The organism is Streptomyces sp. NPDC002018, assembly GCF_042890865.1.
GTDB lineage: Bacteria > Actinomycetota > Actinomycetes > Streptomycetales > Streptomycetaceae > Streptomyces.
Genome location: NZ_JBIASO010000001.1, coordinates 1 through 26,462 on the forward strand (window position 1 = coordinate 1; position 26,462 = coordinate 26,462).

Annotated in this window: 23 protein-coding genes and 1 pseudogene; 9 read left to right on the plus strand and 15 right to left on the minus strand. The window is 70.7% G+C overall.

Annotated features, from left to right (window positions below):
- Window positions 1–156 (plus strand): annotated as a pseudogene (locus tag ACFYYH_RS00005) (IS5/IS1182 family transposase); the annotation flags it as partial.
- Window positions 157–171: 15 nt separating this feature from the next.
- Here the strand turns inward: ACFYYH_RS00005 and ACFYYH_RS00010 are convergent.
- Window positions 172–864 carry a TetR/AcrR family transcriptional regulator gene (locus ACFYYH_RS00010; protein ID WP_388543669.1) on the minus strand — a complete coding sequence of 231 codons (693 nt, stop codon included), beginning with the start codon at window positions 862–864 and terminating at the stop codon, window positions 172–174.
- Window positions 865–1,042: 178 nt separating this feature from the next.
- On the opposite strand from ACFYYH_RS00010, the gene ACFYYH_RS00015 reads away from it, so the two are divergent.
- Entirely contained in the window at window positions 1,043–1,615 is a 573-nt protein-coding gene (locus ACFYYH_RS00015; RefSeq protein WP_388543671.1) for a hypothetical protein, read from the plus strand.
- A gap of 206 nt (window positions 1,616–1,821) precedes the next feature.
- Window positions 1,822–2,796 (plus strand): DUF389 domain-containing protein, encoded by a 975-nt coding sequence (locus ACFYYH_RS00020; RefSeq protein ID WP_388543674.1) that lies wholly within the window; start codon window positions 1,822–1,824, stop codon window positions 2,794–2,796.
- Between the two features lie 118 nt (window positions 2,797–2,914).
- Here the strand turns inward: ACFYYH_RS00020 and ACFYYH_RS00025 are convergent, their stop codons facing one another.
- Window positions 2,915–3,214: a DUF4235 domain-containing protein gene (locus ACFYYH_RS00025; protein ID WP_388543677.1), complete on the minus strand. Its 300-nt coding sequence runs from the start codon at window positions 3,212–3,214 to the stop codon at window positions 2,915–2,917.
- Between the two features lie 172 nt (window positions 3,215–3,386).
- On the minus strand, window positions 3,387–4,310 hold the full coding sequence (locus tag ACFYYH_RS00030) for an NmrA family NAD(P)-binding protein (RefSeq protein WP_388543679.1): 924 nt from the start codon (window positions 4,308–4,310) through the stop codon (window positions 3,387–3,389).
- 105 nt (window positions 4,311–4,415) lie between these two features.
- On the opposite strand from ACFYYH_RS00030, the gene ACFYYH_RS00035 reads away from it, so the two are divergent.
- Window positions 4,416–4,979, plus strand: a complete 564-nt coding sequence (locus ACFYYH_RS00035) for a TetR/AcrR family transcriptional regulator (protein ID WP_388543682.1) — start codon at window positions 4,416–4,418, stop codon at window positions 4,977–4,979.
- Between the two features lie 145 nt (window positions 4,980–5,124).
- Here the strand turns inward: ACFYYH_RS00035 and ACFYYH_RS00040 are convergent, their stop codons facing one another.
- Entirely contained in the window at window positions 5,125–8,217 is a 3,093-nt protein-coding gene (locus ACFYYH_RS00040; RefSeq protein ID WP_388543685.1) for an alpha-mannosidase, read from the minus strand.
- A 265-nt stretch (window positions 8,218–8,482) separates the two neighbouring features.
- Between ACFYYH_RS00040 and ACFYYH_RS00045 the strand changes: the two genes are divergently transcribed.
- Window positions 8,483–8,833 (plus strand): ATP-binding protein, encoded by a 351-nt coding sequence (locus ACFYYH_RS00045; RefSeq protein WP_388543687.1) that lies wholly within the window; start codon window positions 8,483–8,485, stop codon window positions 8,831–8,833.
- A gap of 204 nt (window positions 8,834–9,037) precedes the next feature.
- Here the strand turns inward: ACFYYH_RS00045 and ACFYYH_RS00050 are convergent, their stop codons facing one another.
- Together ACFYYH_RS00050 and ACFYYH_RS00055 are read right to left on the minus strand one after the other, a co-directional pair.
- On the minus strand, window positions 9,038–10,090 hold the full coding sequence (locus ACFYYH_RS00050) for a DUF2637 domain-containing protein (RefSeq protein WP_388543690.1): 1,053 nt from the start codon (window positions 10,088–10,090) through the stop codon (window positions 9,038–9,040).
- A gap of 211 nt (window positions 10,091–10,301) precedes the next feature.
- Window positions 10,302–11,150: a (2Fe-2S)-binding protein gene (locus tag ACFYYH_RS00055; RefSeq protein ID WP_388543691.1), complete on the minus strand. Its 849-nt coding sequence runs from the start codon at window positions 11,148–11,150 to the stop codon at window positions 10,302–10,304.
- Between the two features lie 96 nt (window positions 11,151–11,246).
- Between ACFYYH_RS00055 and ACFYYH_RS00060 the strand changes: the two genes are divergently transcribed.
- Window positions 11,247–12,209, plus strand: coding sequence for an FCD domain-containing protein (locus tag ACFYYH_RS00060; RefSeq protein WP_388543694.1), 963 nt, complete (start codon window positions 11,247–11,249; stop codon window positions 12,207–12,209).
- Window positions 12,210–12,278: 69 nt separating this feature from the next.
- Here ACFYYH_RS00060 and ACFYYH_RS00065 read toward each other — a convergent pair whose 3' ends face one another.
- The 9 genes from ACFYYH_RS00065 to ACFYYH_RS00105 all read right to left on the minus strand — a co-directional run bounded on the left by ACFYYH_RS00065 (window position 12,279) and on the right by ACFYYH_RS00105 (window position 22,225).
- Window positions 12,279–13,046 carry an enoyl-CoA hydratase/isomerase family protein gene (locus tag ACFYYH_RS00065; RefSeq protein ID WP_388543697.1) on the minus strand — a complete coding sequence of 256 codons (768 nt, stop codon included), beginning with the start codon at window positions 13,044–13,046 and terminating at the stop codon, window positions 12,279–12,281.
- 86 nt (window positions 13,047–13,132) lie between these two features.
- Window positions 13,133–14,266, minus strand: a complete 1,134-nt coding sequence (locus ACFYYH_RS00070) for a cytochrome P450 (protein WP_388543700.1) — start codon at window positions 14,264–14,266, stop codon at window positions 13,133–13,135.
- 223 nt (window positions 14,267–14,489) lie between these two features.
- Entirely contained in the window at window positions 14,490–15,854 is a 1,365-nt protein-coding gene (locus ACFYYH_RS00075) for a cytochrome P450 (protein ID WP_388543703.1), read from the minus strand.
- Between the two features lie 9 nt (window positions 15,855–15,863).
- Window positions 15,864–16,454: an ATP/GTP-binding protein gene (locus ACFYYH_RS00080; RefSeq protein WP_388543706.1), complete on the minus strand. Its 591-nt coding sequence runs from the start codon at window positions 16,452–16,454 to the stop codon at window positions 15,864–15,866.
- Entirely contained in the window at window positions 16,429–16,809 is a 381-nt protein-coding gene (locus ACFYYH_RS00085; RefSeq protein WP_388543708.1) for a DUF742 domain-containing protein, read from the minus strand. The genes ACFYYH_RS00080 and ACFYYH_RS00085 overlap by 26 nt, the downstream gene beginning before the upstream one ends.
- Window positions 16,806–17,216 carry a roadblock/LC7 domain-containing protein gene (locus tag ACFYYH_RS00090; protein ID WP_388543710.1) on the minus strand — a complete coding sequence of 137 codons (411 nt, stop codon included), beginning with the start codon at window positions 17,214–17,216 and terminating at the stop codon, window positions 16,806–16,808. The genes ACFYYH_RS00085 and ACFYYH_RS00090 overlap by 4 nt, the downstream gene beginning before the upstream one ends.
- On the minus strand, window positions 17,213–18,352 hold the full coding sequence (locus tag ACFYYH_RS00095; RefSeq protein ID WP_388543712.1) for an ATP-binding protein: 1,140 nt from the start codon (window positions 18,350–18,352) through the stop codon (window positions 17,213–17,215). Before ACFYYH_RS00095 ends, ACFYYH_RS00090 begins: the two co-directional genes overlap by 4 nt.
- A gap of 727 nt (window positions 18,353–19,079) precedes the next feature.
- A complete protein-coding gene (locus tag ACFYYH_RS00100) occupies window positions 19,080–19,844 on the minus strand; it encodes a hypothetical protein (protein WP_388543715.1) in 765 nt (254 codons plus the stop codon).
- A 455-nt stretch (window positions 19,845–20,299) separates the two neighbouring features.
- Complete coding sequence (locus ACFYYH_RS00105) at window positions 20,300–22,225, minus strand: PucR family transcriptional regulator (protein WP_388543718.1); 1,926 nt, start codon at window positions 22,223–22,225, stop codon at window positions 20,300–20,302.
- A 320-nt stretch (window positions 22,226–22,545) separates the two neighbouring features.
- Here ACFYYH_RS00105 and ACFYYH_RS00110 point away from each other — a divergent pair, with 320 nt between their 5' ends.
- The 3 genes from ACFYYH_RS00110 to pucD are packed head-to-tail and all read left to right on the plus strand — an operon-like array spanning window position 22,546 to window position 26,451.
- Window positions 22,546–23,436 (plus strand): FAD binding domain-containing protein, encoded by an 891-nt coding sequence (locus ACFYYH_RS00110; RefSeq protein WP_388543721.1) that lies wholly within the window; start codon window positions 22,546–22,548, stop codon window positions 23,434–23,436.
- Between the two features lie 2 nt (window positions 23,437–23,438).
- A complete protein-coding gene (locus ACFYYH_RS00115; RefSeq protein ID WP_388543723.1) occupies window positions 23,439–24,062 on the plus strand; it encodes a (2Fe-2S)-binding protein in 624 nt (207 codons plus the stop codon).
- 4 nt (window positions 24,063–24,066) lie between these two features.
- On the plus strand, window positions 24,067–26,451 hold the full coding sequence (gene pucD / locus ACFYYH_RS00120) for a xanthine dehydrogenase subunit D (RefSeq protein ID WP_388543726.1): 2,385 nt from the start codon (window positions 24,067–24,069) through the stop codon (window positions 26,449–26,451).
- Window positions 26,452–26,462: the final 11 nt, after the last annotated feature.

Below are 26,462 nucleotides of genomic sequence, written 5' to 3' on the forward strand. Positions count from 1 at the left end.
TTCGACGAAGAGCGGTACAAGAAACGCAACACCGTCGAACGGGCCATCAACAGGCTGAAACAGCACCGGGCCGTGGCCACCCGATACGACAAGCGCGGCTACATCTTCCTCGGCACCGCAACAGCGGCAGCCCTCACCATCTGGCTCCGAACATGATCGGCCGGACAAGTCCTAGGCGCTGGGCGGTGAGCACTCGATGTCGGGGACCGTCGTGGCCGCCGAAGGCGCCTGACCGGGCGCGGGGGCGGCGCTCTCGTCGAGCCCACCGGCGGTGTGGACCCGCAGCAGTCCTTCGATGCCGCGCAGCAGGGTCTCGCCGGCCAGGACGGGGTCGCCGAGGTAGCCGGCGCTCATCGCGCCGTCGCGGAGCATGACGAAGTGCCGCCCGGCGTGCTCGGCGGACGTGTCCGCGATCCCGGCGAACAGTCCGGTGATCGTCTGCAGGAACCACTCGCGGTGCTGCACGACGGCCCGGTGGACCGGGTGGTCGGGAGCGGGGAATTCCGCTGCCGCGTTGAGGAAGGCGCATCCGCGGTAGCCGGGCGAGCGGATCTGCTCGACCAGGGACGCGCCGATGCCCCGCAGGATCGCGTCGGCCGGCACGTCCGTGGCCGTCAGGGCGCCGATCTGGGTGCGGATCGCCTGGTCGACGCTTCCGATGTAGGCGACGGCCAGGTCTTCTTTGCTGGGGAAGTGGCGGTAGAAGGTGGCGTTGGTGACCTTCGACTCGGTGACCAGACGGTCGACGCCCACCGTGTGGATGCCCTCCGTGTAGAAGAGCTGCCCGGCGGTCCTCAGGAGCCGCTCCCGGGCCTCGGAGACTCTCCTGCCGGTGCCGGCTTCGAGCTGTGTCATATCACCCATCGTAGCAGAGAGAACGGTCTCTCTTGTTTTGGTGGATCGAGTATGTCAGGCTGCGTGCAAGAGAGATCGTTCTCTCTGCTTCGAGGCATTCCGCCGCTCGGGCCGGAGAAGCCTGCCTGCCTCTGCCCGAGCGGTCGAACCCGTCCCGTAGCCCTCCCCGTACTCACTGGAGAACCCCATGGCATCCGTCGCCTCCGCCGAACAGGTGGCCGCCGCGCCCGCCCTGCGCCGGCTCTACGTCATCCGCTTCGTCTTCGCCGCCGCCTGGGCGGCGCTCCTGCTGGTGTCCGGCTCCGACCTCACCACCGGGACCAAGCTGCTGCTGTTCCTCTATCCCGCCTTCGACGTGGCCGCGGCCGTCGTCGACGCGAGGTCGGCGCGCGCCACCGGGCCGGCCAAGGGCCTGTACGTGAACATGGCCGTCAGCGCGCTCGCCGCCGTCGGCGTCGCGGTCGCCAGCGCCTCGGGCGTCGCCGACGTGCTGCGCGTCTGGGGCGCCTGGGCGGTCTTCTCCGGTCTGGTCCAGCTCCTCGTAGGCGTCGCGCGCCGATCGATGGGCGGTCAGTGGGCCATGATCGTCAGCGGCGGCATCTCGGTGCTGGCCGGCGCGTCCTTCATCCGAAGCGCCTCACAGGATGACCCCTCGCTGACCGCCCTCGCCGGCTATGCCACGCTCGGAGGGATCTTCTTCCTCGTCTCCGCGATCCGTCTGTCCCGGATCACGTCGAACGCCGGATCACACGCGGTGTGAGGCGACCTCGCGAGACCCGTCTCCCCCAGATTTCGGGTACCGCGGCCGTGCGACCCCGCCCTGCCCGGACTCATCCGAGACCGGACACCGGACACCGGAGAGATCCCCAACGGGCCGCTGCGAGGCACGGGAAGTCACGCCTGGAGCGCGGAGTAGACCCCCCCGCGATGTCGGGCGGGCCGGGCGGGCGCGGGACAATGCGCAGCGTGCTGCGTATACGAGTGATCTGCCCTCCTGCTCTCGCGGAGGAAGTGCTTCGGATCGCCGATTCCCCGGCGGTCGTCAACATCGTGAGGTTCCCCGGGGCGGCCCGGTCGCCGGCGGGGGACCTGGTGGAGTTCGAGGTGGCGCGGGAGGCGGCCAACGATGTGCTGGCGCGACTGCGGGCCCTCGGCCTGAGTGACACCGGCGGCGTCTCGGCCGAGCAGGTGGATCTGTCGATCTCGACGGCGGCGGAGGCGGCGCAGGAGGTGGCTCCGGGCGATCCGGACGATGCGGTCGTCTGGGAGGAGTTGGCGGCCAGGGCCGCTTCGGACACCCGGATCACCTGGGCATTCCTCTCCTTCCTGGCGCTGGCGACCCAGATCGCGGCGATCGGTGCCCTGCTGGACCAGCCGATCCTGATCGTGGGCGCGATGGTGCTCGGACCGGAGTTCGGGCCGGTGGCGGCCTCCTGCTTCGGAACGCTGCGACGTGACGGGCGACTTGTCGTCGCGGCCGTACGGGCGCTGGCCGTCGGGTTCTCGGTGGCGATCATGATCACGCTGGCGTGCGCGGCGGTGAGCCGGGGGCTGGGATGGATCACCCCGGACATGCTCGACGACCGGCCGCTCACCGGCTTCATCGTCCATCCCGACCGGTGGTCGTTCATCGTGGCGGTCCTGGCGGGCGTCGCCGGAATCCTGTCGCTGACCGCCGGCAAGTCCGCCGCGCTGGTCGGAGTCTTCATCTCCGTCACCACGGTCCCGGCGGCCGGCAACATCGCGGTGGCCATGGCCCTGGCGCACTGGGGCGAGGTCGGGGCCTCCTTCGCCCAACTCGGACTCAACCTCGCCGGGATGTTCCTCGCGGGCACACTGACTCTCCTCCTACAGCGCGCGCTGTGGGCCCGCTACGGCCTCCGGGTCCTTCCGGGCACTTCTGGCGCTCTGCCCGCGAAGCCACCGTCGGGTGCCGCCTGAACGCCACTCGCTTGCCGGAGCGGGCCCGGCGCGGTCACGAAGACACGCGCCTCCCGCGTGAGGGGACGCCTTCCGCGTGAGGGGACGCCTTCCGCGTGAGGGAACGCGGGGCGGCGGTTCAGTCCCTGCCCCCTCCACCGCTGCTCGGCCAGGTACCCGTCGCACGCTCGATCGCCTTGGCGCCCGACCGGTCGACCGCGCTGCGTACGACCGCGAAGATCGCGCCCTGGACCGCGGCCGCCAGCAGGACCTCACCCCAGCCGCGGTCGCGGTCCAGGGCGTCCGGTGCGTCGTCCTCGTGGCGCAGGGCCTTCCAGGTCTGCTGGAAGGCGAGTCCGGCCAGTGCGCCTCCCGCCCAGCCGAGAACGAAGCCGACGGGTTTGTACGCGAGGGTGAGTTTCCGCTTCTTCTTCGTCACTCCCTACGGGTGCCCGTACCGGGCGGAGGCACACGGAGCGCCCGTGAGGAACCCGCCGCACGCGCGGATCGCGGCAGCACGTACCCCGCCGCCAGCGGACGGACGACCGTGGCCGCGTTCGTCGTGCCCTCGTCCTCGATCAGCCGGTCAGGGGCCGGTAGCCGGAACCTGCTCAGGCGGCGGCCCGTAGGTGTGCGTGCGCCCACTCCTCGAAGCTGGTCGGCTCGATGCCCAGCGCGCGGGCGAACTGTGGCCGGGCCGGCTGGCCTACCACCTCCATGAACTCGTGCGTGGCGCCCATGTCCCCCATGCCGGCGGCGCGGGCCTGTTCCTCGGTCATGTCCGGCGCCGTCAGCGGGACTCCCAGGGCGCGGGAGAGGATCTCGGCGATCTCGGTCATGGTCAGGTAATCGCCGGCGAGCTCCAGTTCCACCCGGTGGAACTCGGCAGGCGCGGACAGGGCGGCTGCCGCGGCTCGGCCCACGTCCTTGGCCGCTACGAGTGCCAGGTGCGTGCTCGGTCTGACGACGGTGACCAGGCCCCCTTCGACGCCGCGGGGGAAGTAGAACCGCATGGACGGCTCGAAGTTCTCCATGAAGAACGACGGCTTGAGCAACGTCCAGTAGGTGAAGTCGAATTCGCGCAGCCGGTCCTGGATCGCGGCCTTCGTGCCGAGCGGGGCTTCCATGATCGCCCACCGTCCTTCGGCCCAGCCCGGGGCCTCGACGTGCTGTCCCACGCCGCTGGTGGAGGCCTGGACGAACTGTTCCACGCCCGCGGCCCGCGCGGCCGTCATGAGGTTGACCGCCTGGCTGACCTCCCCGGCGAAGTCGAACCCCTGCCCGGTGTATGCGGGCATCTGCACGGAGAAGACGGCCCGCACGCCGTCCACGGCCGCCTCAAGGGTCGCCGGTTCGGTGAGATCGCCGACGAACAGGCTGGCGCCGAGTTCCTCAACGGCCCGTGCACGCGGCGTGTCCGGGTCGCGCACCAGGGCGCGCACCGGTGTTCCCTGCGCGAGCAGGGCGCGGGCGGTCGCGCCACCTTGGCGGCCAGTGGCACCGGCGACGAGAACCGGTGGTGCGGCAGTGGTCATGAGTACATCTCCTCAGTGGTCACGACACCAGAAACGGCGGGCTCCGCCGTTTCTGGTTCGCTACAATACGGCGGTCCCCGCCACTTATCAACGCTGAAGGAGATCATGACCGGCCAGCGCTCGGACGCCCGCCGCAACTACGCCCACATCCTCGCCGTGGCCGAGGCCGAGGTGGCGGCCCAAGGAGCCCAGGCGTCCCTGGAGCAGATCGCCCGTACCGCGGGCGTCGGATCAGCCACCGTGCGGCGCCACTTCCCCACCCGTAAAGCCCTGCTCGAAGCCGTCTTCAAGCAGCGCGTCCATGCCCTGTGCGATCGCGCTCATACGCTCTGCGGCGAGCACGACAGCCGCTCCGCGCTGGTGCGGTGGCTGCGCGAGCTGCTCGACTACTCGCTCGCCGCACGGGGTCTGGCGGACGTCCTCTCCTACCAGCCTCTCCAGGACGAGGTCACCCAGGACTCCTGTGCGGGAGTCATCGGAGCGGCCGGCGCCTCGCTGCTGCGCAAGGCCATTGACGACCAGGCTGTCCGGGCGGACATCACCGTCGACGATCTGCTCACACTGATCGTCGGAATCGCCCTTGCCACCGAGAACTACACCGCCCCGGCGATACCGGCGGACCGCGCCTTCCGGCTCGCCGTCGCAGGCCTCGGCGCGACCGGCACCTGAGCACTCATACACGGCTGTTACGGCCCTGGCGTAGCGCGGCGCCCGGCACAGCGCGGGGGCAGCCGTCCGCGGGGCGCGTCGCCGGAGCGGTGCGGCGGGCACGGCCAGGTGTGGGCGCGGCCAGGTGTGCGCCGAACGAAAGGCGCTAGCCGGGAGGCGTCAGGCGCAGCGTCAGGATCTGGAACGGTCGCAGCCTCAGCCTCAGCCCCTCCTCGTCCGTCTCCGCGTCATGCAGCGGCCGCTCCAGCAGATCGGTCACCCTCGCCCCCACCACCGGGAAGCCGACGCGCAGCGTGGCATCGGCACGGCCGCCCGCCGATTCGTAGAGCCGGACCACCACATCCCCGCTCCGGTCCTCCGCGAGCTTGACCGCCTCCACCGTCACCGCCGGATGGTCCACCTGGACCAGCGGCACCTGCTCGGGGGCGGCGGCCACCCGCAGCGGGAGATTGAGCGCCAGCCCTTCCCGTACGGTCTCCTCCTGCGAGGTGCCGGGCAGCAGTGCGTAGGTGAAGCGGTGCGTACCGAGATCGGTCTCCGGGTCCGGGCTGTGCGGGGCGCGCAGCAGCGTCAGCCGTACGGTCGTACCGAGCCCCTCCGGATGCGGCGTGCGGGTCACATCGTGTCCGTACGTCGAGTCGTTGAGCACGGCGACGCCGTAGCCCGGCTCGGCCACCCGCAGCCAGCGGTGGGCGCAGATCTCGAACCGGGCCGCGTCCCAGCCGGTGTTCTCGTGGGTGGCGCGGTGCACATGGCCGAACTGGATCTCGGCGGTGGACCGTTCCGCGTGGACATCGAGCGGGAACGCGGCCTTGAGGACCTTCTCGGACTCCCGCCAGTCGATGTCGGTGACCACATCGATCCGGCGGCTGTCGGCGGTGAGCCGGATCTCCTGGGTGATCCGCGACGCCCCGAACCTACGCACCACCCGCACCGCCGCCCGCAGCGGGCCCTCCTCGACCAGCTCCACGGAGTCGGCGGCGGTGAGATCGGTGTGCCGGTGCCGGTAGTGCCGGTCGATGTCCCAGGCGTCCCACTGGTTGGGGTGATCGGGATGCAGTTGCAGCAGATTGCCACGGCTGCCGGGCGCCAGTACCTCGCGGTGCGTGATGAGATCGCGTACCGAAGCCAGCAGCCCGTCGGCGTCGACGATGACCTTGAGATACCGGTTCCGCAGGGTGACCGTGCCCCGCTCGTCGAGGACCGAGACGGGGGCGGGGGCCAGCGAGGTGAAGGTGCCCGGGGCCAGGGCCCGCACCAGGGCGGGGGCGAGCACCCGGCCGTCGGCCAGCGGCTGGGTGGCGACGCTCTCCGGTACGTCCGCCGCGTCGGCGGCGACCACATCGCGGCGCGCGTACGGCGCGGCGTTCCACACCCCCACGGCGTCGCCGCCCAGCACCGCCAGCGCGTCCGCGACGATGCCCTCCAGCTCCTCCCGGACCGCCGCGTAGGTGTCGCGGGCCTCCCGGTGCACCCATGCGATCGAGGAGCCCGGCAGGATGTCGTGGAACTGGTGCAGCAGCACCGTCTTCCAGATCCGGTCCAGCTCGTCGTACGGACAGCGGTACGCGGACGAGCGCAGCGCGGCGGCCGTCACCCACAACTCGGCCTCCCGCAAAAGATGTTCACTGCGGCGGTTGCCCTGCTTCGTCTTGGCCTGCGTGGTGTACGTGGCCCGGTGCAGCTCCAGATACAGCTCACCCGACCAGACCGGGGCACGTGCTCCGTACTCCTCCTCGGCGGCCGCGAAGAAGGCCGACGGCGGCTCGATCTCGACCCGGGGCGAGCCCTCCAGGGACTTCAGCCGCCGCGCCTTCTCCATCATCTCCCGGGTGGGGCCCCCACCGCCGTCGCCCCAGCCGAACGGCACGAGCGAGCGCGAGGCGCGGCCCTTCTCGGCGAAGTTCCGCTCGGCGTGGGCGAGTTCGGACGCGTGGAAGCGGGCGTTGTAGGTGTCGACCGGCGGGAAGTGTGTGAAGACCCGTGTGCCGTCGATGCCCTCCCACCAGAAGGTGTGGTGCGGCATCCTGTTGGACTGGTTCCAGGAGAGCTTCTGGGTGAGGAACCACCTCACCCCGGCGAGCTTCGCCAACTGCGGGAAGGCCGCCGTGCAGCCGAAGGAGTCCGGCAGCCAGATCTCCTCCGTCTCCACGCCCAGCTCCTCCTGGAAGAAGCGCTTGCCGTGCACGATCTGCCGCGCCAGCGCCTCACCCCCGGGCATATTGGCGTCCGACTCCACCCACATCGAGCCCACCGGCGCCCAATTGCCGTCCGCCACGGCCCGCTTGATCCGGTCCCAGACATGGGGCTGGTGGTCCCTCACCCACGCGTACTGCTGGGCCTGCGAACAGGCGAAGACCAGCTCCGGATAGTCGGCGGCGAGCGCCGTGACATTGGCGAAGGTCCGTGACGCCTTCCGTACCGTCTCGCGCAGCGGCCACAGCCAGGCCGAGTCGATATGGGCGTGGCCCGCGGCGGAGATCCGGTGCGCGCTCGGGGAGGCGGGCCGGGAGAGCGCCTCGGTCAGCTCGCCGCGGGCGGCGGCGGCCGTGCCCGCGACATCGTGCAGATCGAGCGCGTCGAGCATGGACTCCAGGGCGCGCAGGATCTCATGGCGCCTCGACCGGTCCTCGGGCAGCTCGCGCATCAGCTCGGAGAGGACCTCGATGTCGAGGACGAGATGCCAGACCTCCTCGTCCAGGACGGCCAGCTCGGCGGCGGCGAAGCGGTAGAGGGGGCGGTCCCCGGCGGTCAGGACGTCCCCGAGGAGCGTCGGCTCGAAGCCGTGCAGGACGGCGGGGTTGGCGGCGGCCTCCAGCAGCAGACGTACGGGCTCGCCGCCGGACGCGGGCGCGGCGACGGGGATGTACCGGTTGCGCGGGTGGATGCCCTTCAGCGGGACGCCCGCCGCGTCGTACACCAGTCCCTCGGCCTGGAAACCGGGGCCCTCGCCGGTGAAGCCGGGGTCGATCACGGCCTCGACCCGGCGGCCGGCCCATGCCTCGGGGACGGTGCCCTCCAGCCGGAACCAGCTCGTGGACCAGGGGGAGCCCCACTCCGTGCCGACCGCGAACGGTGTGTACGCCCCCGTCAGCGCGCCGTCGACCGCCACCGGCTCACCCGGTACACGCAGGACGGAGAGGGCGAGCGGCTCCCGCGCGGCGTACCGCGCGGGGCGGATGAACTGGCGCAGCGCGCGCTCCAGCCGGCCTTCCACCTGGATGCGGTCGTCGTGCATCGGGGCTCCTCGCTCCTGGGCCGCGCCGGTCAGGGCCTCACGTCACTTCTTCCTCACTTCCCCACACGGCCCCCACGCACCCGCCTCACCGTGGCGAGTAGGTGACGAACGACATGGTCGGCGACATGACTGCCGTGAGGGGGGCGGGGCATGCTCCCCGTAAGCGTCCGAGAACGGGAGTCGTCACCGGTACAAACGGGGGGACAGAACCATGACAGGGCTACGGCGCAGAGTGGGGGGTGCCGATCTGTCGGCCGTCCCGGAAGTGCGACACGCCTTGCGGGAGATGCTGCGGCACTGGCGCGAGCGGGACTCGGCGGAGGTGGCCGAACTGCTCATGAGCGAGCTGGTCACCAACGCGCTGGTGCACACCGAGCGGGGCGCCGTGGTCACGGCGACCGTCGCGGACTCACGGCTGCGGGTGGAGGTGCGGGACTTCGTCACCACCCTGCCCCTGCCGCTGGCCCGGCCCGAGACCCAGCCCCCGGCGGCCGACGACGCGACGCACGGCCGGGGTCTGGCGCTGGTGCGGACCCTGGCGGACGACTGGGGGATACGGTCCCGGCCCCTGGGCAAGGTGGTGTGGTTCGAGATGAACGGGGAAGCGGCGGCCTGAGCGGGAGCGCCGATCCTGTCCGGAGCCTTCGGAGCCTTCGGAGCCTTCGGAGCCTCCGGGCCGACGCCGGTGGTGGCGGCCGTGCACCGGGAAACACAACAGCGGACCGGTGCGACGATGTTCCGTCACACCGGTCCGTGTGCTGTGTTCTCGAACGGATTCCCCGCGTCGGACGCGTACCGCGCGCCGGACGCCTTCTTCGGGTCAGCCGAACTGCCGCTCCAGATCCGTGAGCTTGCGCTCCAGGGAGTCGAGTCGTGGAAGCGCCTGGGTGTCGTCCTCCGCGGTCAGGTCCACGGTTCGGGCCTCACCGCCTTTGACGGCCGACAGGGAGAGCCGGGATCGATGAGGCAGCTGACCCTGTTCCGCTATAGCAGGCTCCGCGGCGGCCTCGACGGCGGCCGGTGAGCCCGATCCGCCGCCCACCGCGGGCAGGGGGACCTGACGGCCGCCGCGGCCGCGCCCCCAGGCCCGGTGCTGCCGGTTGAGCGCCTTGATCTGCGCCCGGTCCAGCTTCTGCTGCTCACGCCGGCGGTGCCGGTTCTGTTCCTTCTGACGGCGGTCCTCGCGCACCTCGTCGACGGCCTCGTCCAGCGTGCGTACGCCTTCGAGGAGCATCAGCGACCAGGCGCCGAAGGTCTCACGGGGAGCGCGGAGCCACCGGACGATCCGGATCTGCGGCAGCGGACGGGGCACGAGGCCCTGTTCGCGCAGTGCCGCCCGGCGGGTCTGCTTCAGCGCGCGGTCGAAGAGGACCGCGGCCGAGAGGGACATGCCGGCGAAGAAGTGCGGGGCGCCGTCGTGGCCGAGGCCCCTGGGCGCGTGCACCCAGTTGAACCAGGCGGCGGCGCCGGCGAACGTCCACACCAGCAGACGCGAGCCGAGGGCCGCGTCACCGTGGCTGGCCTCGCGCACGGCGAGCACGGAGCAGAACATCGCCGCGCCGTCGAGGCCGAAGGGGACGAGGTACTCCCAGCCGCCGCTCAGGCTGAGGTTCTCCTGGCCGAAACCGACCAGGCCTTTGAAGGAGAGGGCGGCGGCGACCGCCGCACAGCAGAACAGGAGTGCGTAGGAAGCGGCGCCGTAGATGGTCTCCTTCCGCCTGCGTCGTTCTTCACTGCGTTCCCATGAATCCTCGGCCGCGGCCTTGTCACCGGCGCGCTTACCGCGCGCGAGCACTGCCACCGCCACCAGGATTCCGACGATCAGCACGCCGACGGGAAGCAGCCAGTTCAGCGATATGTCGGTCAGTCGCATGCGGTGTTCCTTGCATCGCAGTAGGGCGTTTCGGGCGCCATATTGGCGGAAGAGCGGTGCCGCTCAGGGGGTTTTGGAACAAGAAGACGCCAACGAGGTGGTGGGGCACACTGATAGGCGCGATCAAACCAGAACTGCCGCACGGGAGGCGGCTGTCATGTTCGATTAATATCACCCTAGCGGGTGGCGTGGCTCCTCGGGTGACGCGGGGTCAGACGCCGGCACTCAACTTCTGGACACGGTCGGCGTCGCACGTACGCGGGCAGGTGACACACGCGTCCTGGGGACGCAGTGTGTAGAAAAGACAGCAGCTCGCCCGGTCACGGGTCGGCAGCGACTCACCTTCGGGCCCGGTCAGTTCACGGAAACCCGCCGTGCCGACATACGGTCCGGCCGTGCCCGGCAGCAGCAGTTCCAGCTCCGCCATCGCCCGCCGCTCCTCACCCAGGAGATGGGCGATGTACCAGAGACCCTCGACGATCTCGTCGGTCGCCATCCCCCACAGCGCCCGCCGGCCGCGGCGCATCCGGGGGCCGAAACCGGCCAGGACCGGTTCGAGATGCTCGGCCGCGGCGGCCCGCACCTCGGCCCGCAGGGCCTCCTCGTCCGGTACGACCCGGGCGCCGGGCAGCGCCGCGGCGGGGTCGTCCGGCAGACAGGCGAAGTCGTCGACCCGTACGGCCATCCGGCCCAGGGCCCGCTGGAAGAACACGTCTCCGACGGGGACCCGGGGCACCCTGCGGTGCAGGAACCAGGGCACGGTGATCAGCAGACAGGCCGGCCAGGCATAGCGGTGCAGCGCGAAACTGGCGATCACGTCGGGGCGTGCCCGCTGCCCGTAGTCCCGCTGGACCTGGGCTTCATCCCAGTCGAGGAAGGTGTCGAGGGCCTCGCCCCCGGCGGCGAGGTCCGCCGCGCCGACCCAGCCGCCGTCGCGCGGGGGCCGCTCGTCCCCGGTGAGGAGGTCGATGCTCAGCGAGGGAAACACCTCGGTCAGACGGGCGTAGGCGCCCGTCACGGGAGAGGTGAGAAGGCCGGGCAGCAGCGTGGGCACGGTCATGCAGGGACCACCGAATCGGGATCGTTTGCAGGTAAGCCTTACCTTACCCGATGCGATCGGGTTTGAAGTGCGGCACGGGCGGCCTATCGTGCTCAGATGCATCCGGCGCCGGGCCGGGCGGACGGCGGCGGAGAGCGGGCGGAGGTGGGCGGGGTGGAGCAGCACGGCGGAGCGCCCGAGAGCGCGCCGACGGCTCCGAGCCTGCCGGGCCCGGACGACGGGGCCCGCCCCGGCGCCGGGACGCCTGCCGGGACGCCTGCCGAGCCGGGGCCGGCCGCCGTCTTCGCCTCCCCCTCCACGACCGGTTCGGACGCCGGTCCCGGGGCCCCGGGCCGTGTGCCCGAGCAGGCGCGCACGGAGGCACGGGGCGGTACGGAGGACACCCGGCGCGGGACCAGGGGCGAGCACACGCACGGTGAGCCTCCCGCGCCCCGGGCGGTACGCCGGCACTCGGTACGGGGGCAGATCCTCACCGCCCTGCGCTCGGCGCTCGTCCGGGGCGAGCTGGTCCCCGGTGAGGTCTACTCGGCCCCCGCGCTCGGTGAGCGCTTCGGCGTCTCCGCCACCCCCGTACGCGAGGCCATGCAGCAGCTCACACGGGAAGGCGCGGTCGAGGTCGTCCCGAACCGGGGCTTCCGTGTCACGGAACGCGGGGCGCGGGAGCTGGCGGAGCTGGCCGAGCTGCGTGCGCTGATCGAGGTACCGGTGATGCTGCGGCTGGCCCGTACCGTCCCCGCGGAACGCTGGACCGAGCTGCGCCCGCTGGCGGAGGCGACGGCGACGGCCGCGGCGGTGGGCGACCGCGCCGCGTACGCGGACAGCGACCGTGCCTTCCACCGCGCGCTGCTCTCGCTCTGCGGCAACGAGCAGCTGGTCATGGTCGCGGATGATCTGCACCGCCGCAGCCAGTGGCCGCTGGTCACAGCGCCGGCCGTGCGCCGCGCCGATCTGGTGGCCGACGCGGCGGAGCACTCGGCGCTGCTGGACGCCCTGGAGGCAAGGGATCTGACGGTGATTCAGGCACTGGTGCGCGAGCACTTCGCCGGCGCCCCGGACTGAACGGGCGGTGCTGGGGCCCTTCGTCCGGATCGTGCCGGGCTCGTGTGCCCCGGCACCGGACGGAAGACCCTAGCGGCGCTCTCGTGCGGCTTCCGAGGCCGCCACCGCGGCCGTCAGCAGTTCCGCGTCGAAGAAGGTGGCGTCGGCGAGACGGCCGGCTCCCGCGTAGGCGTTCAGCATGGCCTTGGTGGTCCGCAGCGCCGCGGGCGACCTGCGCAGCAGCGGCTTGGTCCAGCGCGCGACGGCGTTGTCCAGCTCGTCCAGTGGGACGACCTTGTGGAGGACGGACAGCTCGGCCGCCCTGGCCGCGTCGAAGTTGTCGGCCGTCAGCAGCAGTTCCCGGACCCTGGCGGCCCCCGCCTCGCTGAGCAGCCGTGGCAGCACGCCTCCCCAGGCGGGCGGCACCCCGAGGCCCAGCTCCGGCATCCGGAAACGGCAGTTGTCCGCCCCGACCCGCAGATCGCAGAACACCGCGAGCCCCAGCCCCGCCCCGATCACACCCCCGTGCAGCCGGGCGACGGTCACCGCGTGGGTGCTCGCGAGGGCCTCGCACACCCGCCGGGCCTTGTTGCCGAGGGCGTGCAGTCCCGCTCCGCCGGGATGGGCGGCGAGCAGTCCCGGGAACTCGGAGCGGTCCCCGCCCAGGCTGAAGTCGTCCCCCGCACCGGACAGGATCAGCACGCGCACGGCGGGATCTCCGTGCACGGCGTCGAGGACGGCGAGGAGTTCGTCCAGGAGCGGTCCGGAGACGGCGTTGCCCGTCTCCGGACTGTTCAGCCGCACCTTCAGGACAGGTCCCTCAGCTATGACGTGAAGGGCCTTGAAGTCTTCCACCATGCTGTTCCTTGGTCGTGATGGTCTGTCACGGTTCGTCGTGGTGCGCTGTGGTCCGGCGTGCGACGTCCCGCGGGGATGAGGTGATGTCAGGAGGCCGTCACGCGGAACGACTTGAGGCGCCGGAAGGCGACCCGGGGGGCGTAGGAGGGCCCGTCCGCGAGACGGAGTCCGGGCATGCGTCTGAGCAGTGTGGTCACCAGGGAGGTCGCCTCCAGACGCGCCAGGGGCGCCCCGAGGCAGTAGTGGATCCCACCGCCGAAGCTGAGGTGTGCGGCCTTGCGGCGGATGTCGAAGATGTCGGGATCGGTGTGCTGGTCCGGGTCGTGGTGCGCGGCACCGACCATGAGCTGCACCATCTCGCCCCGCTGGATGGGCATGTCGGCCAGCGTGGTGTCCTCGGTGGCGATCCGGCTGATCATATGGATCGGGGGGTCGTACCGCAGGGTCTCCTCGATCGCCCCCGGCAGGTGCTCGGGGTGGGTGCGCACCCAGTCGAGCTGACGGGGGTGCTCCAGAAGCAGCCACACCAGGGTGGCCAGCAGATGCGAGGTGGTCTCCAGAGCGGCCAGGACCACGAAGAGCGCCAGTGAGTGGACGGCGGCGTCGGCGGCGTCCCGGTCGGGTTCCAGTTCGTCCCAGGTCCGGATCCAGACCGAGACCTTGTCGTCCCCGGGGGATCTGCGGCGTTCCCGGATCAATTCGCTGAAGTAAGCGCGCAGTTGACCTGTCGCCGCGTCGGACAGCGCGAGCTGGCTCGGCGAGGGGAACAATTCCTGGGTGAATACCTGGTCGTGGGTGAGCGAACGCAGCAGTGGATAGTCCGCGGCCGGCAGGCCGAGCCACTCGCCGATCGTTATCACCGGCAATTCTTCGCAGACCAGCTCCACGAAATCCGGCTCACCGTCGCGCAACTCCTCGCCGACCTGATCGAGGAGCCGCTCGGTTATTCGGTCGATCGAATTCCTCATGGCGTCGAGGGATTTACGGTCGAACATATTGCCCACCGACCGCCGCATCCGTGTGTGATGCGGCGGATTGAGCATGGGCAGCGTGCGCCCCATTTGGAGCGAGGCAGGTGCACTCCAGCGTGCGGCGTCCTTCTGCTGGGTACGCCACTCGTTGCCCGGCACCTGCCAGGCCCTGTTCCTCAGTACCTGGTCACACAGCTTGTACGACGTCACCAGGTGCCCGCCCCAGGGGGCGGGCATGATATTGCCCATCGCCCGGAGTTCTTTGTAGAAAGGCAATGGATTTGACTGACCGCCCGATGTGCGCAGGCGAGAGAAAAGCGAAACCACAGAGCGCCGGTCGACGGATGAGGTTGCCAGGGAAGGATCCACAGCGACTCCTTCTTTCAAGAGATCACATAAGATTCGCCAACCCTGTCTACCCCTATGGTTGAACATTCATGCGAGGGTAAAACGTCCCGAATTGTTAAGCATGTCACACCTTCCACCAGGTCAGGAATCCGCTCCACCAGGTACCCTTCTGTGCCCCGTGCTGCGGCTGGGCCGGAGCATTTCCGAGGGTGCGGGAGGTGCTCGGCTGAGGCGCCGACGTCCTCTTCTCCCTGCGGACCGGGGTGAACCGGGCCGGCAGGGCGTTGAGCGCCCGGTGGATCGGACCCGGCCGCCAGGACAGGCTGTTCACGGGCACGCCCAGCTCGATGTCCGGCAGGCTGTTGAGCAGCTTCTCGATCGCCATGACGGAGATCAGCAGGGCGGGATCCTTGGCCGGGCAGGCGTGCGGACCGGCGCCCCAGGCGAGATGGGCCCGCTTGCTGAGCGTCTGCCGGCTCACGGACAGGCTCGGATCGGTGTTGGCCGCGGCGAAGCTGATGACCACGGGATCACCGGCGTCCAGCTTGCTCCCGGACAGATCGACGTCGTACATGGGGTAGTGCACGGCGTAGTTGGCTATCGGGGGGCTGTTCCAGAGCACGTCGTTGATGGCGTCCTCGACCAGCAGGCCGGCCGTGTGCTGTCCGCCGGCGTACTTGTCGTCCGACAGCAGGAGCCGCAGCGCGCTCGCGATGATGTTCTGCGTGGGCTCGGTGCCCGCGCCGATGAGCGTGACGAGCTGGTGGATCATCTCCTCGTCCGACAGCCGCGCCTGATGCTGCATCAGCCAGGAGGTGACATCGTCGCCCGGCTTGGCTCGCTTCAGCGCGACCAGTTCGAACAGGGCCTCGGTGAGGACCTCGTTCGCCTTCTCCGCGTCCACCCCGTCGAACAGGCTGGAGATACCGAAGACCAGCCGGTCGCCGATCTCGGCCGGGCAGCCGAAGATGTCGTTGAAGACCAGCAGAGGCACCAGCTGCGCGTAGTCGCTGACCAGATCGGCCTTGCCGCGGCTGCTGAACTGGTCGATGAGATACGTGGCGACCCGGTCGGTGTGCCGGCTCAGCCGGTGGGTGTCGATCTTGGCCAGCGACTCCGTCACGGCCTGACGGAGCCTCAGGTGATCGGCGCCGTCCGAGAACAGGCAGTTCGGCCGGTACGCCATCATCGGCAGGATGGGGCTGTCCGCCGGGACCTGGCCCTCGTTGAGGGCGCGCCAGCGGCGCGAGTCGCGCGCGAAGGTGTCGGGGTTCTGGAGCACATGCAGCGCCGCCGCGTAGTCCGTGACCAGCGAGGCCTCCACGCCCGGCGCCAGTTCGACGGGCGCGGCGGGGCCGTGCTGCCGCAGATACTCGTAGAAAGCCTGGGGATCGGCGGCGAATTCGGGCCCGTGCAGAGGCACGCTCTTGCCGCTGTTATGGGCAGGGCAGCCCGGAGGTGGCGCCTGGTTTCCCGAGTGCGATTGCATGGCAAGCTCCTAGCTGAGGCGCGACTGGAGATAACGGACAAGGACGATGAGCGAATTCGCTGACGAACGCTGGTCGCGTGCGTCACAATTGACGAGAGGCGTCTCGGGGAGCAGGTCGAGTGCCTCCCGTATCTCGTCGTCCGTGTGGCTCGGTGTGCCGTCGAATCGATTGACCGCGATGGCGTACGGAATTCCGTAGTGCTCCACCAGGTCCATCACGGCGAAGGACTCTTCGAGGCGCTGCGGGTCCACCAACACCAATGCCCCGAGTGCTCCCCGGGACATGTCTTCCCACACCTGGACGAAGCGCTGCTGTCCAGGGGTGCCGAAGAGGTAGAGGACGAGTCTCTCGCTGAGGGTGAGACGGCCGAAGTCCATGGCCACGGTGGTCGTGGTCTTGCCCGGGGTGCCCTTGAGGTCGTCGATTCCCTCGCCCGCCTGCGTCATCACCTCTTCGGTGCGCAGCGGCGGAATCTCGGACATGGTTCCGATGAACGTCGTCTTGCCGACGGCGAAGTGGCCGACGACGAGGATCTTCGCCGCCGTCTGCACTGAATTGCGCAGATAGACGCCGTCATCCAAAACGGGCTTGAAGGCCATTCAGCACCTCCTCGAGTATGTGCCGCTCGACAAGCTTCGCGGGAGGAATCGGGGCGCGCGTCATGAGATGCCCCTCCTCCGTGAGATCGGACAGCAGGATTTTGACGACGCCGACAGGCAGATTGGTGTGTCCGGCTATCTCCGCGACCGAGAGGTAACCGCCGGCGCAGAGATCCAGGAGACGGAGCTTCTCAGGATCGAGATGTCCCGTTCTGGGGCCGTCGGCGGAGGCCGTGACCAGAGTGATGAGGGAGAACTCGTTGTCATCCAGCAGGTGGCGGCCGTTGGTGATGACATACGGTCGCACTAAGGGTGCTGCTTCTCGTTCCAGCTCGGGCTCGTCCGGGATGGTCATGCCTTGGTGTCAGCAATCTCGCGAGGGGGACTGGTCAGGGACTTGCCGAGCTGGCCGACGAGCTGCTGCATACGGAAGGTGATCTCGGACATGTCGACCTCGGGCGACGCCGAGACGGCGAGATAGGCCCCTTCACCGGCGGAGATGAGAAAGACCCAGCCGTGGTCGAACTCCACCACCGTCTGGCGCCACTGCGGGCGCTCGCTCGGGGATCCGCCGCAGAAGTCGGCCACGGTACGGCTCAGCGACTGCATTCCGCTCATCGCGGCGGCGACGGTGTCGGCGTGGTCCTTGCCGACGTCCTTCGAGCGGGCCATGAGCAGACCGTCCGCGGAGACAAGAATCGCGTGGCGCGCTTCGGGCACTTCGAGAGCACTGTCAAGCATCCATGACAGATCGTAATTCACTGAGACTCATGCCCTTCGCTGCTTGCGTTGGTGGAACGGCGGCCCGACTGCGTTCCGCGCTGGAACGCGCCCATGACCGAGGCGGCCTGCTCGCTGGAGCGCGCCGGGGTTTCCGTGCTCTCGGCCGCCGGAACGATGGATATCGCGCCTCGCCGACGGCGCTTCGGGAGTCCGCCGAAGGTGGTCGCGGGCGTCGCCGGGGTCTCTTCCGGAGGCATCGGGGAGGACGCGGCCATGGCGGGTTTCTCCTCGGGCTCGGGCGCGGGCGCGGGCATGGTCGTGAGGAGCTCCTCGGGAAGGAGCACGACCGCGCGCACGCCACCGTACGGAGAAGTCGAGTCCACGGAGACCGTGAAGCCGTAACGGGCCGCGAGCACACCGATCACGGTGAAGCCGAACTGCGGCGGGTTGCCGAGACCGGAGACACCGGGAGAGCGTTCGCTGGAGAGGAGCTTGGCCGCTCTGCTCTTCTCTTCCTCGTTCATGCCGACACCGGCGTCGTCGACGATGATGCAGACGCCCTTGGGCACCGGGCGGATATTGATCTCGATCATCGTCTCGGGCGCCGAGTAACTGGTGGCGTTGTCCAGCAGTTCGGCGAGCGTGAGCGCGACCGGTTCGACGGCGCGGCTGACGATGGCGAAATTGCTCTGGGCCCGGATCTCGACGCGCGTGAAGTGGCGGATACGGCCCTTCGCGCTGCGGACCACGTCATAGAGGGAGGCCGAGGCGCGCTGACGCCCGAGCCATCCGTCGCAGAGAACGGCGATGGACTGCGCACGCCGGGCGAACTGCGAATTCATGTGGTCGATGTCGAGGAGGTCCTGGAGAATCTGGAGTTCTCCGTACTTGTCCTGAAGCTTCGTAATGGCGAGCTGCTGCTCGCTCGCAAGACCCTGGAGCGTCCGCATCGCGGACTTCAGAGCGGTCTTGGTGGCTTCTTCGGCCCTGTCCTTGGCCTCTTCGACGGCCTCGGCGTAATGATCTTCCAGATTTGCGTAATGTGCCCTGAGTTCCTGTTTCTCCTTCTTGAGCTGGGCGATCGACTTTCTACCGCGAACGATCGCGGTAGCGGCGACAGGAGTACCAGCAGCTATCAGACCCCACAGCGCTGGATCCTGGAAGTATTGCGTCATAAGGCTCTCTTCGGGCGACTGGGGCACCGGACACTGAATGTCTGGACGCTGCGTTCGAGTGCGCTCACAGTCTCAGACATACGGGATCGGTCGCGCATACTCGCCCGCCGGACTGCCTTGAAAGGCCCGGCTGATGGCATAGCTCTCCCCGGGGTGGCGGATTTCTGGGCCGATGCGCTGACTTTCCCTTTATGCCATAGCGGGTTTACCACCGCTTGGCAAGCTCGGCGATCTTATCATCACACCAAGGCTCGACGTCCATGTCCTTCTGCTCCGTTTCTGGCATCTGACGGAAATTCAGCAAGGGTCCGCTTTGGGGCCTGTTGGCACCCGGAACCCCAGGTCGGAGGGGTCGGCCGACAGTACGTCAGGACCGGACTTCGGGGCATGCGGGGGCCTCCGGATCGCTGAGGCATGTCCGCGACGTCGAGGACACCCTAGGGGGCGCGACAGGGAAGACTCGAACAGGGAGCCGGAGATTCCGGATCGCCGTCGTGCCGGACGGTACCCGGGGCGGCCGGCGACGAGTTGTCCGTACCAGGAGCGCAGCCGGTCAGGCGGGCGTACGGGCGCTTCTCGTGTCCGGGGCGCTGAGGCCGGGACGCGGGCGTCTGTGTCCGCCCGGGACGCGGGCGAGCGCCTGCGTCCGTCCGGAGCCGGGTCCGGAGGGACGGACAGTGCGTACGAGGCGGAGGTGCGGGGTGGACGTGCGGGGCGGACGTGCGGGTCAGACGACCGGTGCGTGGGGCGCGAGTTGGTCCGCCAGCCAGGTCGGTACGCCGCCCAGCAGGCGGAAGAGGCGGCCCGCCTCCTCGCGCAGGCGGGTGGCCTCCGGCTCGGGTTCCGCGTCCGCCAGGGCGGCCAGGGCCGGCGCCGTACCGACCAGATAGCCCAGCTCCTCGCGGATACGCAGGGACTCACCGAAGCCGTGTCTCGCCTCGGCCAGTTCGCCCTCCCTCAGGGCCAGTCCCGCGAGATGGCGCCAGGTGAACGAGAGCAGCAGCGTCTCGCCGTGGGTCGTGGCGGAGGCATGGGCGCGGCGGTACGCGGCGCGCGCGGACTGCGGGGAGTCCGAGAGGTGTTCCGCCACCAGCCCGCGCCGGAAGTCGAGCAGGGCGCGGCCGGGAGCCGTCGGATCGAGCAGCGCCGCCGCCCTGCCGAGCGCGGCACGCGCCTCGTCCGCGCGGTCGCGAACGCCCAGGACGGTCGAGGCGTAGGCGAGATGACCCCGTTCGCAGGCGGCGGCGCCGCGTTCGTGGTCCTCGCGGGCCGTGGCCTCGGCGGAGCGGAGCGCGTCCTCGGCCTCGGGCCAGCCGACGCCCGTGAACAGGCAGCGCTCCACGAGCAGCGAGGCCCGCTGGAGCGCCGGCGCGGGGGCGGTGGTGTGCGGTGCGAGCAGGGCCGCTGCGTCGGTCCAACAGCCACGCGAGCGCAGCCGCCATACCGCGGTCTGGAGAGGGTCGTCACCGGCAGTCGTTCCGGAACCAGACATGGCGGTATGCGCCACATTGCCCTCCCCGAGCGCGCCATTGTGCTGTTGAGTGTGGACGCATCTCAGCACGGATGGGCACGCCGGGCCAATAGGGCGGGTGAAAAATTTCACAATCCCGTGGTCGCCGGGGCCGCCCGGAACGGCCGGTTGACCGGGGCGCGGGGGGTACCGGCCACCGGACCCGGCGCCCCGGGAAGGGCTGTCACCTGCGGCGACGGTGACGGTACGGTCGGTGGCCGGGGCGTCGTCGGATCCCTCCCGCGACGGAGCGGGATCTTTTGTTGCCCGTATCGGGTGATGGCGTCAACCGCCGTGGACATGGCACATGGTGACGGCGCGGACAAGGCGCCGCGGTGACGGTGGTCAGGGCGCCCCGCCGACCGCCCCGCCGACGGCCGGAGCACCCGCTTGACGGCCGGAGCACCCGCTCGCCGGTCCGGCGTCCGCCCGTGCCGTCAGTTCATGCGCAGGGCCAGGAAGAAGTCCAGCTTGTCCTCCAGCCGCGACAGATCGCGCCCCGTGAGCTGTTCGATCCTGCCCACCCGGTAGCGCAGCGTGTTCACATGCAGATGGAGTCGGGCTGCGCACCGGGTCCAGGAGCCGTCGCAGTCGAGGAACGCCTCCAGGGTGGGGATCAGCTCCGCGCGATGACGGCGGTCGTAGCCGCGGAGGGGATCCAGCAGACGCGCGGTGAAGGCGCGCCGGACGTCGTCGGGGACGAACGGGAGGAGCAGGACGTGCGAGGCCAGTTCCTGGTGGCCCGCCGCGCAGACCCGGCCGGGCCGGGCCGCCGCCACCCGGCGGGCGTGGCGGGCCTCCTCCAGGGCGCCGCGGAGCCCCTCCGCCGAGTGGACCGCCGCGCTGACCCCCAGGGTCAGCCGTCCGTCGTCCGCCAGACCCGCCGTCAGAGGACCCCGTACGGCGGCCAGGAGCGCGTCCGCGTGCACCCCGGGGTCCGGTTCCGGGCCGGGCGCCGGGTCCGCGTCGTCGTCGTCCGCCCGGCCGGGACGCGGCCCGTGCGGTACGGCTCCGTCCACCGGCCGTTCCGGCCGGGGCGGCGGCGCGGGCAGGGGCACCAGGGCGACCGCCTCGTCGTCCGTACGGGCCACCGCGATCCGGTCGGAGGAGTCGGTCCCCACGCCCGCTGTCCCCACGCCCGCTGTCCCCACGCCGACCGTACCCCTGCCGGCCGCCGTGCCCATGCCGCCCGCCGTGCCCCTGCCCGAGGTCGGCTCCGTGGCCGTCACGCCCGCCGTCCCGGCCCCCGTCGCCGCGGGATCGATCAGGATCTCCTCCAGGAGCGCCTGCGCCACCGGACCGCCCTCCACCACCGCGTCCCTGCCGTCCCCGTCCCACTCCACCCGGGCCACCACGATCTGCCACCGCGGTGCGCCGGCCGCCCCCGGCAGCAGCACCGGGGCCGCCGCCCGCAGCCGCGCGGCGATCTCGGCGGGGGCCGCGCCCGCCTGCACCAGTTCCAGGACTTCCTGGGCGAGCCGGCGCCGTACCGCACGGGCCGCGTCCCGCCGGTCACGTTCCACCGCGATCAGCTGGGTGACGCCCCGGAGCAGATCGAGCCGGGCGTCCGGCCAGTCGCCCGCGTCCGCCTCCACCGCCAGCAGCCAGTCCGAGAGCACGGTCCCGCGCACATCGGGGGAGGTCTCGGCCGGGGCCGCTCCCCGCCCCGGGGCGGGTACGGGGAAGGAGGGTACGGGGAAGGAGGGTACGGGGAAGAGGGAGTACACCGTCCCTCCGACGTTCGTCCTGAAGGGGCTCCGGCGCCCCGCGCGGGTCGCGGCCAGATGCTCGGCGGCCAGCGCGGCGGCCCGCGCCGGGGAGAGCGGCTCGCCGGCCCCCGCGATCCGCCGGCCGGTGGGGGAGAGCACCCAGGCGCGCAGATCGAGATCGGAGCCCAGCAGGTCGAGGACCACATCGGGGCCGCCGCCCACCGGGCCCGCGGTCATCAGCCGGCGGTGGCGGTCGACGACCGCGGCCAGATCACCGGCCCGCTCCCCGGACACCTGGCGGACCACGTATTCGGTGATCGTCGCGAACGCCACGTCCTCGTTCACCGCGAACAGCGGCAGCCGGTGGCGCTCGCACGCCCGGACGAGATCGTCCGGTACGGCGCCCAGCTCCGCCTCGCCGGCGGCCAGTGCCGCGACCCCGGCGCCGACGAGGATACGGACGAACGGTTCGGAGTCCTCGGGGCGCCGCCGCCAGGCGAGACCGGTGAGAACCAGCTCACCGCCGGACAGATAGCGGCTCGGGTCCCGCAGATCGGTGGTCATCACCCCGCCGACGACCCGGTCCAGTTCGTCCTCGCCGCCCAGCAGCCGCAGGCCCAGCGCGTCCGTTCCCAGCAGTGCGCGCAGCCGCATCTCGTCGTCGCCGCCGATCTCTCTCGTGTCGCCCGCCCGTCGGTGCCGGGGATCCGGACGGCCCGGCGGACAAGGGACGCGTGCGCGCACAGCCCGCGTACGCGTGTTTCGGGAGGAAGGCCTCGCGGTTACCGGGCCCCGTCTTTCGTTCGAATCTACAAGACCCGGTGGGCGACCAGCCAACTCCTTCATGGTTTCGGTGACTGCACCAGGCGGAGCAGTGCTTGTGTACTTGTGCCATACAGCGTCAACAGGTCATGAAGAGCCCCGATCGACAACGGTCAGGACCCCGGTCGACACGATCGAGAAGAGAGCCACTCATGGACTTCCTTCGCCCCGCAAGCTGGGAGGAGGCGCTCGCCACCAAGGCGGAGCACCCCACGGCCGTGCCCATCGCGGGCGGTACGGACGTCATGGTCGAGATCAACTTCGATCACCGGCGGCCGGAGTATCTGCTCGACCTGAACCGTATCGGCGAGCTGAGCACCTGGACGGTCGGCGAGAAGAGCGTCGAGCTGGGCGCCTCCGTCCCGTACACCCGCATCATGGAGCACCTCCGGACCGAGCTGCCGGGTCTCGCGCTCGCCTCCCACACCGTCGCCTCGCCGCAGATCCGCAACCGCGGCGGCGTCGGAGGGAACCTCGGCACCGCCTCCCCGGCGGGCGACGCGCATCCGGCCCTGCTCGCGGCCGGGGCCGAGGTCGAGGTCGCGTCGGTACGGGGCAGCCGTCTCATCCCGATCGACGCGTTCTACACCGGGGTGAAGCGCAACGCGCTCGCCGCCGACGAACTCATCAGATCGGTGCACATCCGGAAGGCGGAAGGACCGCAGCAGTTCTCGAAGGTCGGCACGCGCAACGCGATGGTCATCGCCGTCTGCGCCTTCGGGCTCGCGCTGCACCCGGGGAGCCGTACGGTACGGACCGGCATCGGCTCCGCCGCCCCCACCCCCGTACGGGCCCGCACGGCCGAGGAGTTCCTGAACGCGGCGCTCGACGAGGGCGGTTTCTGGGAGAGCGGCCGGATCATCACACCGTCGATCGCCAAGGAGTTCGCCACGCTCGCCGCGGCGGCGTGCAGCCCCATCGACGATGTGCGCGGCACCGCGCGCTACCGCCGGCACGCGGTCGGCATCATGGCCCGCCGTCAGCTCGGCTGGACCTGGGAGCAGTACCGCGGCACCGGCCGCGCCCTGGAAGGAGCGGCGTAGCCATGCGGGTGAGTTTCACGGTCAACGGACGTGAGCAGCGGGCCGACGACGTCTGGGAGGGCGAGAGCCTGCTCTACGTGCTGCGTGAGCGGCTGGGTCTGCCGGGCTCCAAGAACGCTTGTGAGCAGGGCGAATGCGGCTCCTGCACGGTACGGCTCGACGGTGTTCCGGTCTGCTCCTGCCTGGTGGCGGCCGGTCAGGCCGAGGGCCGCGAGGTCATCACCGTCGAGGGTCTCGCGGAGTACGCCAGGCACCGCGAAGGCACCCACCCCGGCGAGGGCTGCGGCGAGGGCTGCGGCGCGGGCGCCCCGGGTGTCCCGGGCACCTGCGGTACCTCCCTGGACGAGGCCGCCCGGTGGCGGGCCGGGGGATCCGATTCCCACACCGGCGAGGGCGGCGAGCTGTCCCCGGTCCAGCAGGCGTTCATCGACGCGGGCGCCGTGCAGTGCGGCTTCTGCACCCCCGGCCTGCTGGTCGCCGCCGACGAGATGCTGGAGCGGAACCCCTCCCCGAGCGACGCGGACATCCGTGAGGCGCTCTCGGGCAATCTCTGCCGCTGCACCGGCTACGAGAAGATCCTCGACGCGGTCCGCCTCGCGGCCGCCCGGCAGGAAAGGGCGGTCTGACCGTATGCCCACCACCGGCACCCCCACCAGCCTCAGCCAGGGCTCCCGGACCAGGGGCGGCATCGGCGAGTCGACACTCCGTCCCGACGGCACCCTCAAGGTCACCGGTGAGTTCGCGTACTCCTCCGACATGTGGCACGAAGACATGTTGTGGGGCCACACATTGCGGTCCACCGTGGCGCACGCCGAGATCCGGTCGATCGACATCGCGGCGGCCCTCGCGACCCCCGGTGTCCATGCCGTACTGACCTACGACGATCTCCCGTCCCCGGTGAAGAACTACGGTCTGGAGATCCAGGACACCCCGGTCCTCGCCCATGGCAAGGTCCGGCACCACGGCGAGCCGGTGGCCGTCATCGCCGCCGACCACCCCGAGACCGCGCGCCGCGCCGCCGCGAAGATCCGCGTCGACTACGCCGAACTGCCCGTCGTCACCGACGAGGCCTCGGCCACCGCCCCCGGCGCCCCGCTGATCCACGAGGGCCGGACCGACCACCACAGCGGCCATGTCCCGCACCCGAACATCGTGCACCGCCAGCCGATCGTCCGCGGTGACGCCGCCGGAGCCGCCGCGCGCGCCGATGTGATCGTCTCGGGCGACTATGTCTTCGGCATGCAGGACCAGGCCTTCCTCGGCCCGGAGTCCGGTCTCGCCGTGCCCGGCGAGGACGGCGGGGTCGATCTGTATGTCGCCACCCAGTGGCTCCACTCCGACCTCCGTCAGATCGCCCCCGTCCTCGGCCTGCCCGAGGAGAAGGTCCGGATGACCCTCTCGGGGGTCGGCGGGGCCTTCGGCGGCCGGGAGGACCTGTCGATGCAGATCCACGGCTGTCTGCTGGCGCTGCGCACCGGCAGGCCGGTCAAGATGGTCTACAACCGGTTCGAGTCGTTCTTCGGCCATGTCCACCGCCACCCGGCGAAGCTCCACTACGAGCACGGCGCCACGCGCGACGGCAGGATCACGCACATGAAGTGCCGCATCGTGCTGGACGGCGGCGCCTACGCCTCCTCCTCGCCGGCCGTCGTCGGCAACGCCGCCTCCCTCTCCGCCGGCCCGTATGTCATCGACCACGTCGACATCGAGGCGGTCGCCCTCTACACCAACAACCCGCCCTGCGGCGCGATGCGCGGCTTCGGCGCCGTCCAGGCGTGTTTCGCGTACGAGGCGCAGATGGACCGGCTGGCGGCGGCGCTCGGGATGGACCCGGTGGAGTTCCGGCGGCTCAATGCCATGGAGCAGGGCACGCTGATGCCGACGGGACAGCGCGTCGACTCCCCGGCGCCCGTCGCCGAACTGCTGCGCCGGGTCAAGGCCAGACCGCTGCCGCCCGAGCGGCAGTGGCTGGCGGCCGGTGAGGAGCCGGACGTACGGGCCCTGCCCGGCGGGCTCTCCAACACCACCCACGGCGAAGGGGTCGTACGGGGGGTCGGCTACGCGGTCGGCATCAAGAACGTCGGTTTCTCCGAGGGCTTCGACGACTACTCCACCGCCCGGGTACGGCTCGAAGTGATCGCCGGGGAGCCGGTCGCCGTCGTCCACACCGCGATGGCGGAGGTCGGCCAGGGCGGTGTCACCGTCCACGCGCAGATCGCGCGCACCGAGCTCGGGGTCGCCCGGGTCACCATCCAGCCCGCGGACACCCGGGTCGGCTCCGCCGGGTCCACCTCGGCCTCCCGCCAGACCTATGTCACCGGCGGCGCGGTCAAGCACACCTGCGAGGCCGTCCGGGAGAAGGTCCTGGAGCGGGGCCGGCGCGTGTTCGGCACGTACCACCCGGCGTGGGCCACCGCCGAGCTGCTGCTCGAAGGCGGCAAGGTCGTCACCGACGCCGGTGAGGTCCTCGCGGACCTCGTGGACGTCCTGGGGGACGAGGCGGTGGACCTGGAGCTGGAGTGGCGCCACCGTCCGACCGAGGCCTTCGACCGCCGTACGGGACAGGGCAACGGGCATGTCCAGTACTCGTTCGCCGCGCACCGCGCGGTCGTCGAGGTGGACACGGAGCTGGGACTGGTCAAGGTGATCGAGCTGGCCGTCGCCCAGGACGTCGGCAAGGCGCTCAACCCGCTCTCCGTCGAGGGCCAGATCCAGGGCGGCACCACCCAGGGGCTGGGGGTGGCGGTCATGGAGGAGATCCTGGTCGACCCGGTGACCGCGAAGGTGCGCAACCCGTCCTTCACGGACTATCTGATCCCCACCATTCTGGACACCCCGAGCATCCCCATCGATGTGCTCGAACTGGCCGACGACCACGCGCCGTACGGACTGCGCGGCGTCGGCGAGGCCCCGACGCTCTCCTCCACCCCCGCGGTGCTCGCGGCGATCAGGGACGCGACGGGGCTGGAGCTGACCAGGACGCCGGTCCGGCCGGAACACCTCACCGGCACCTGACACCCACCCGG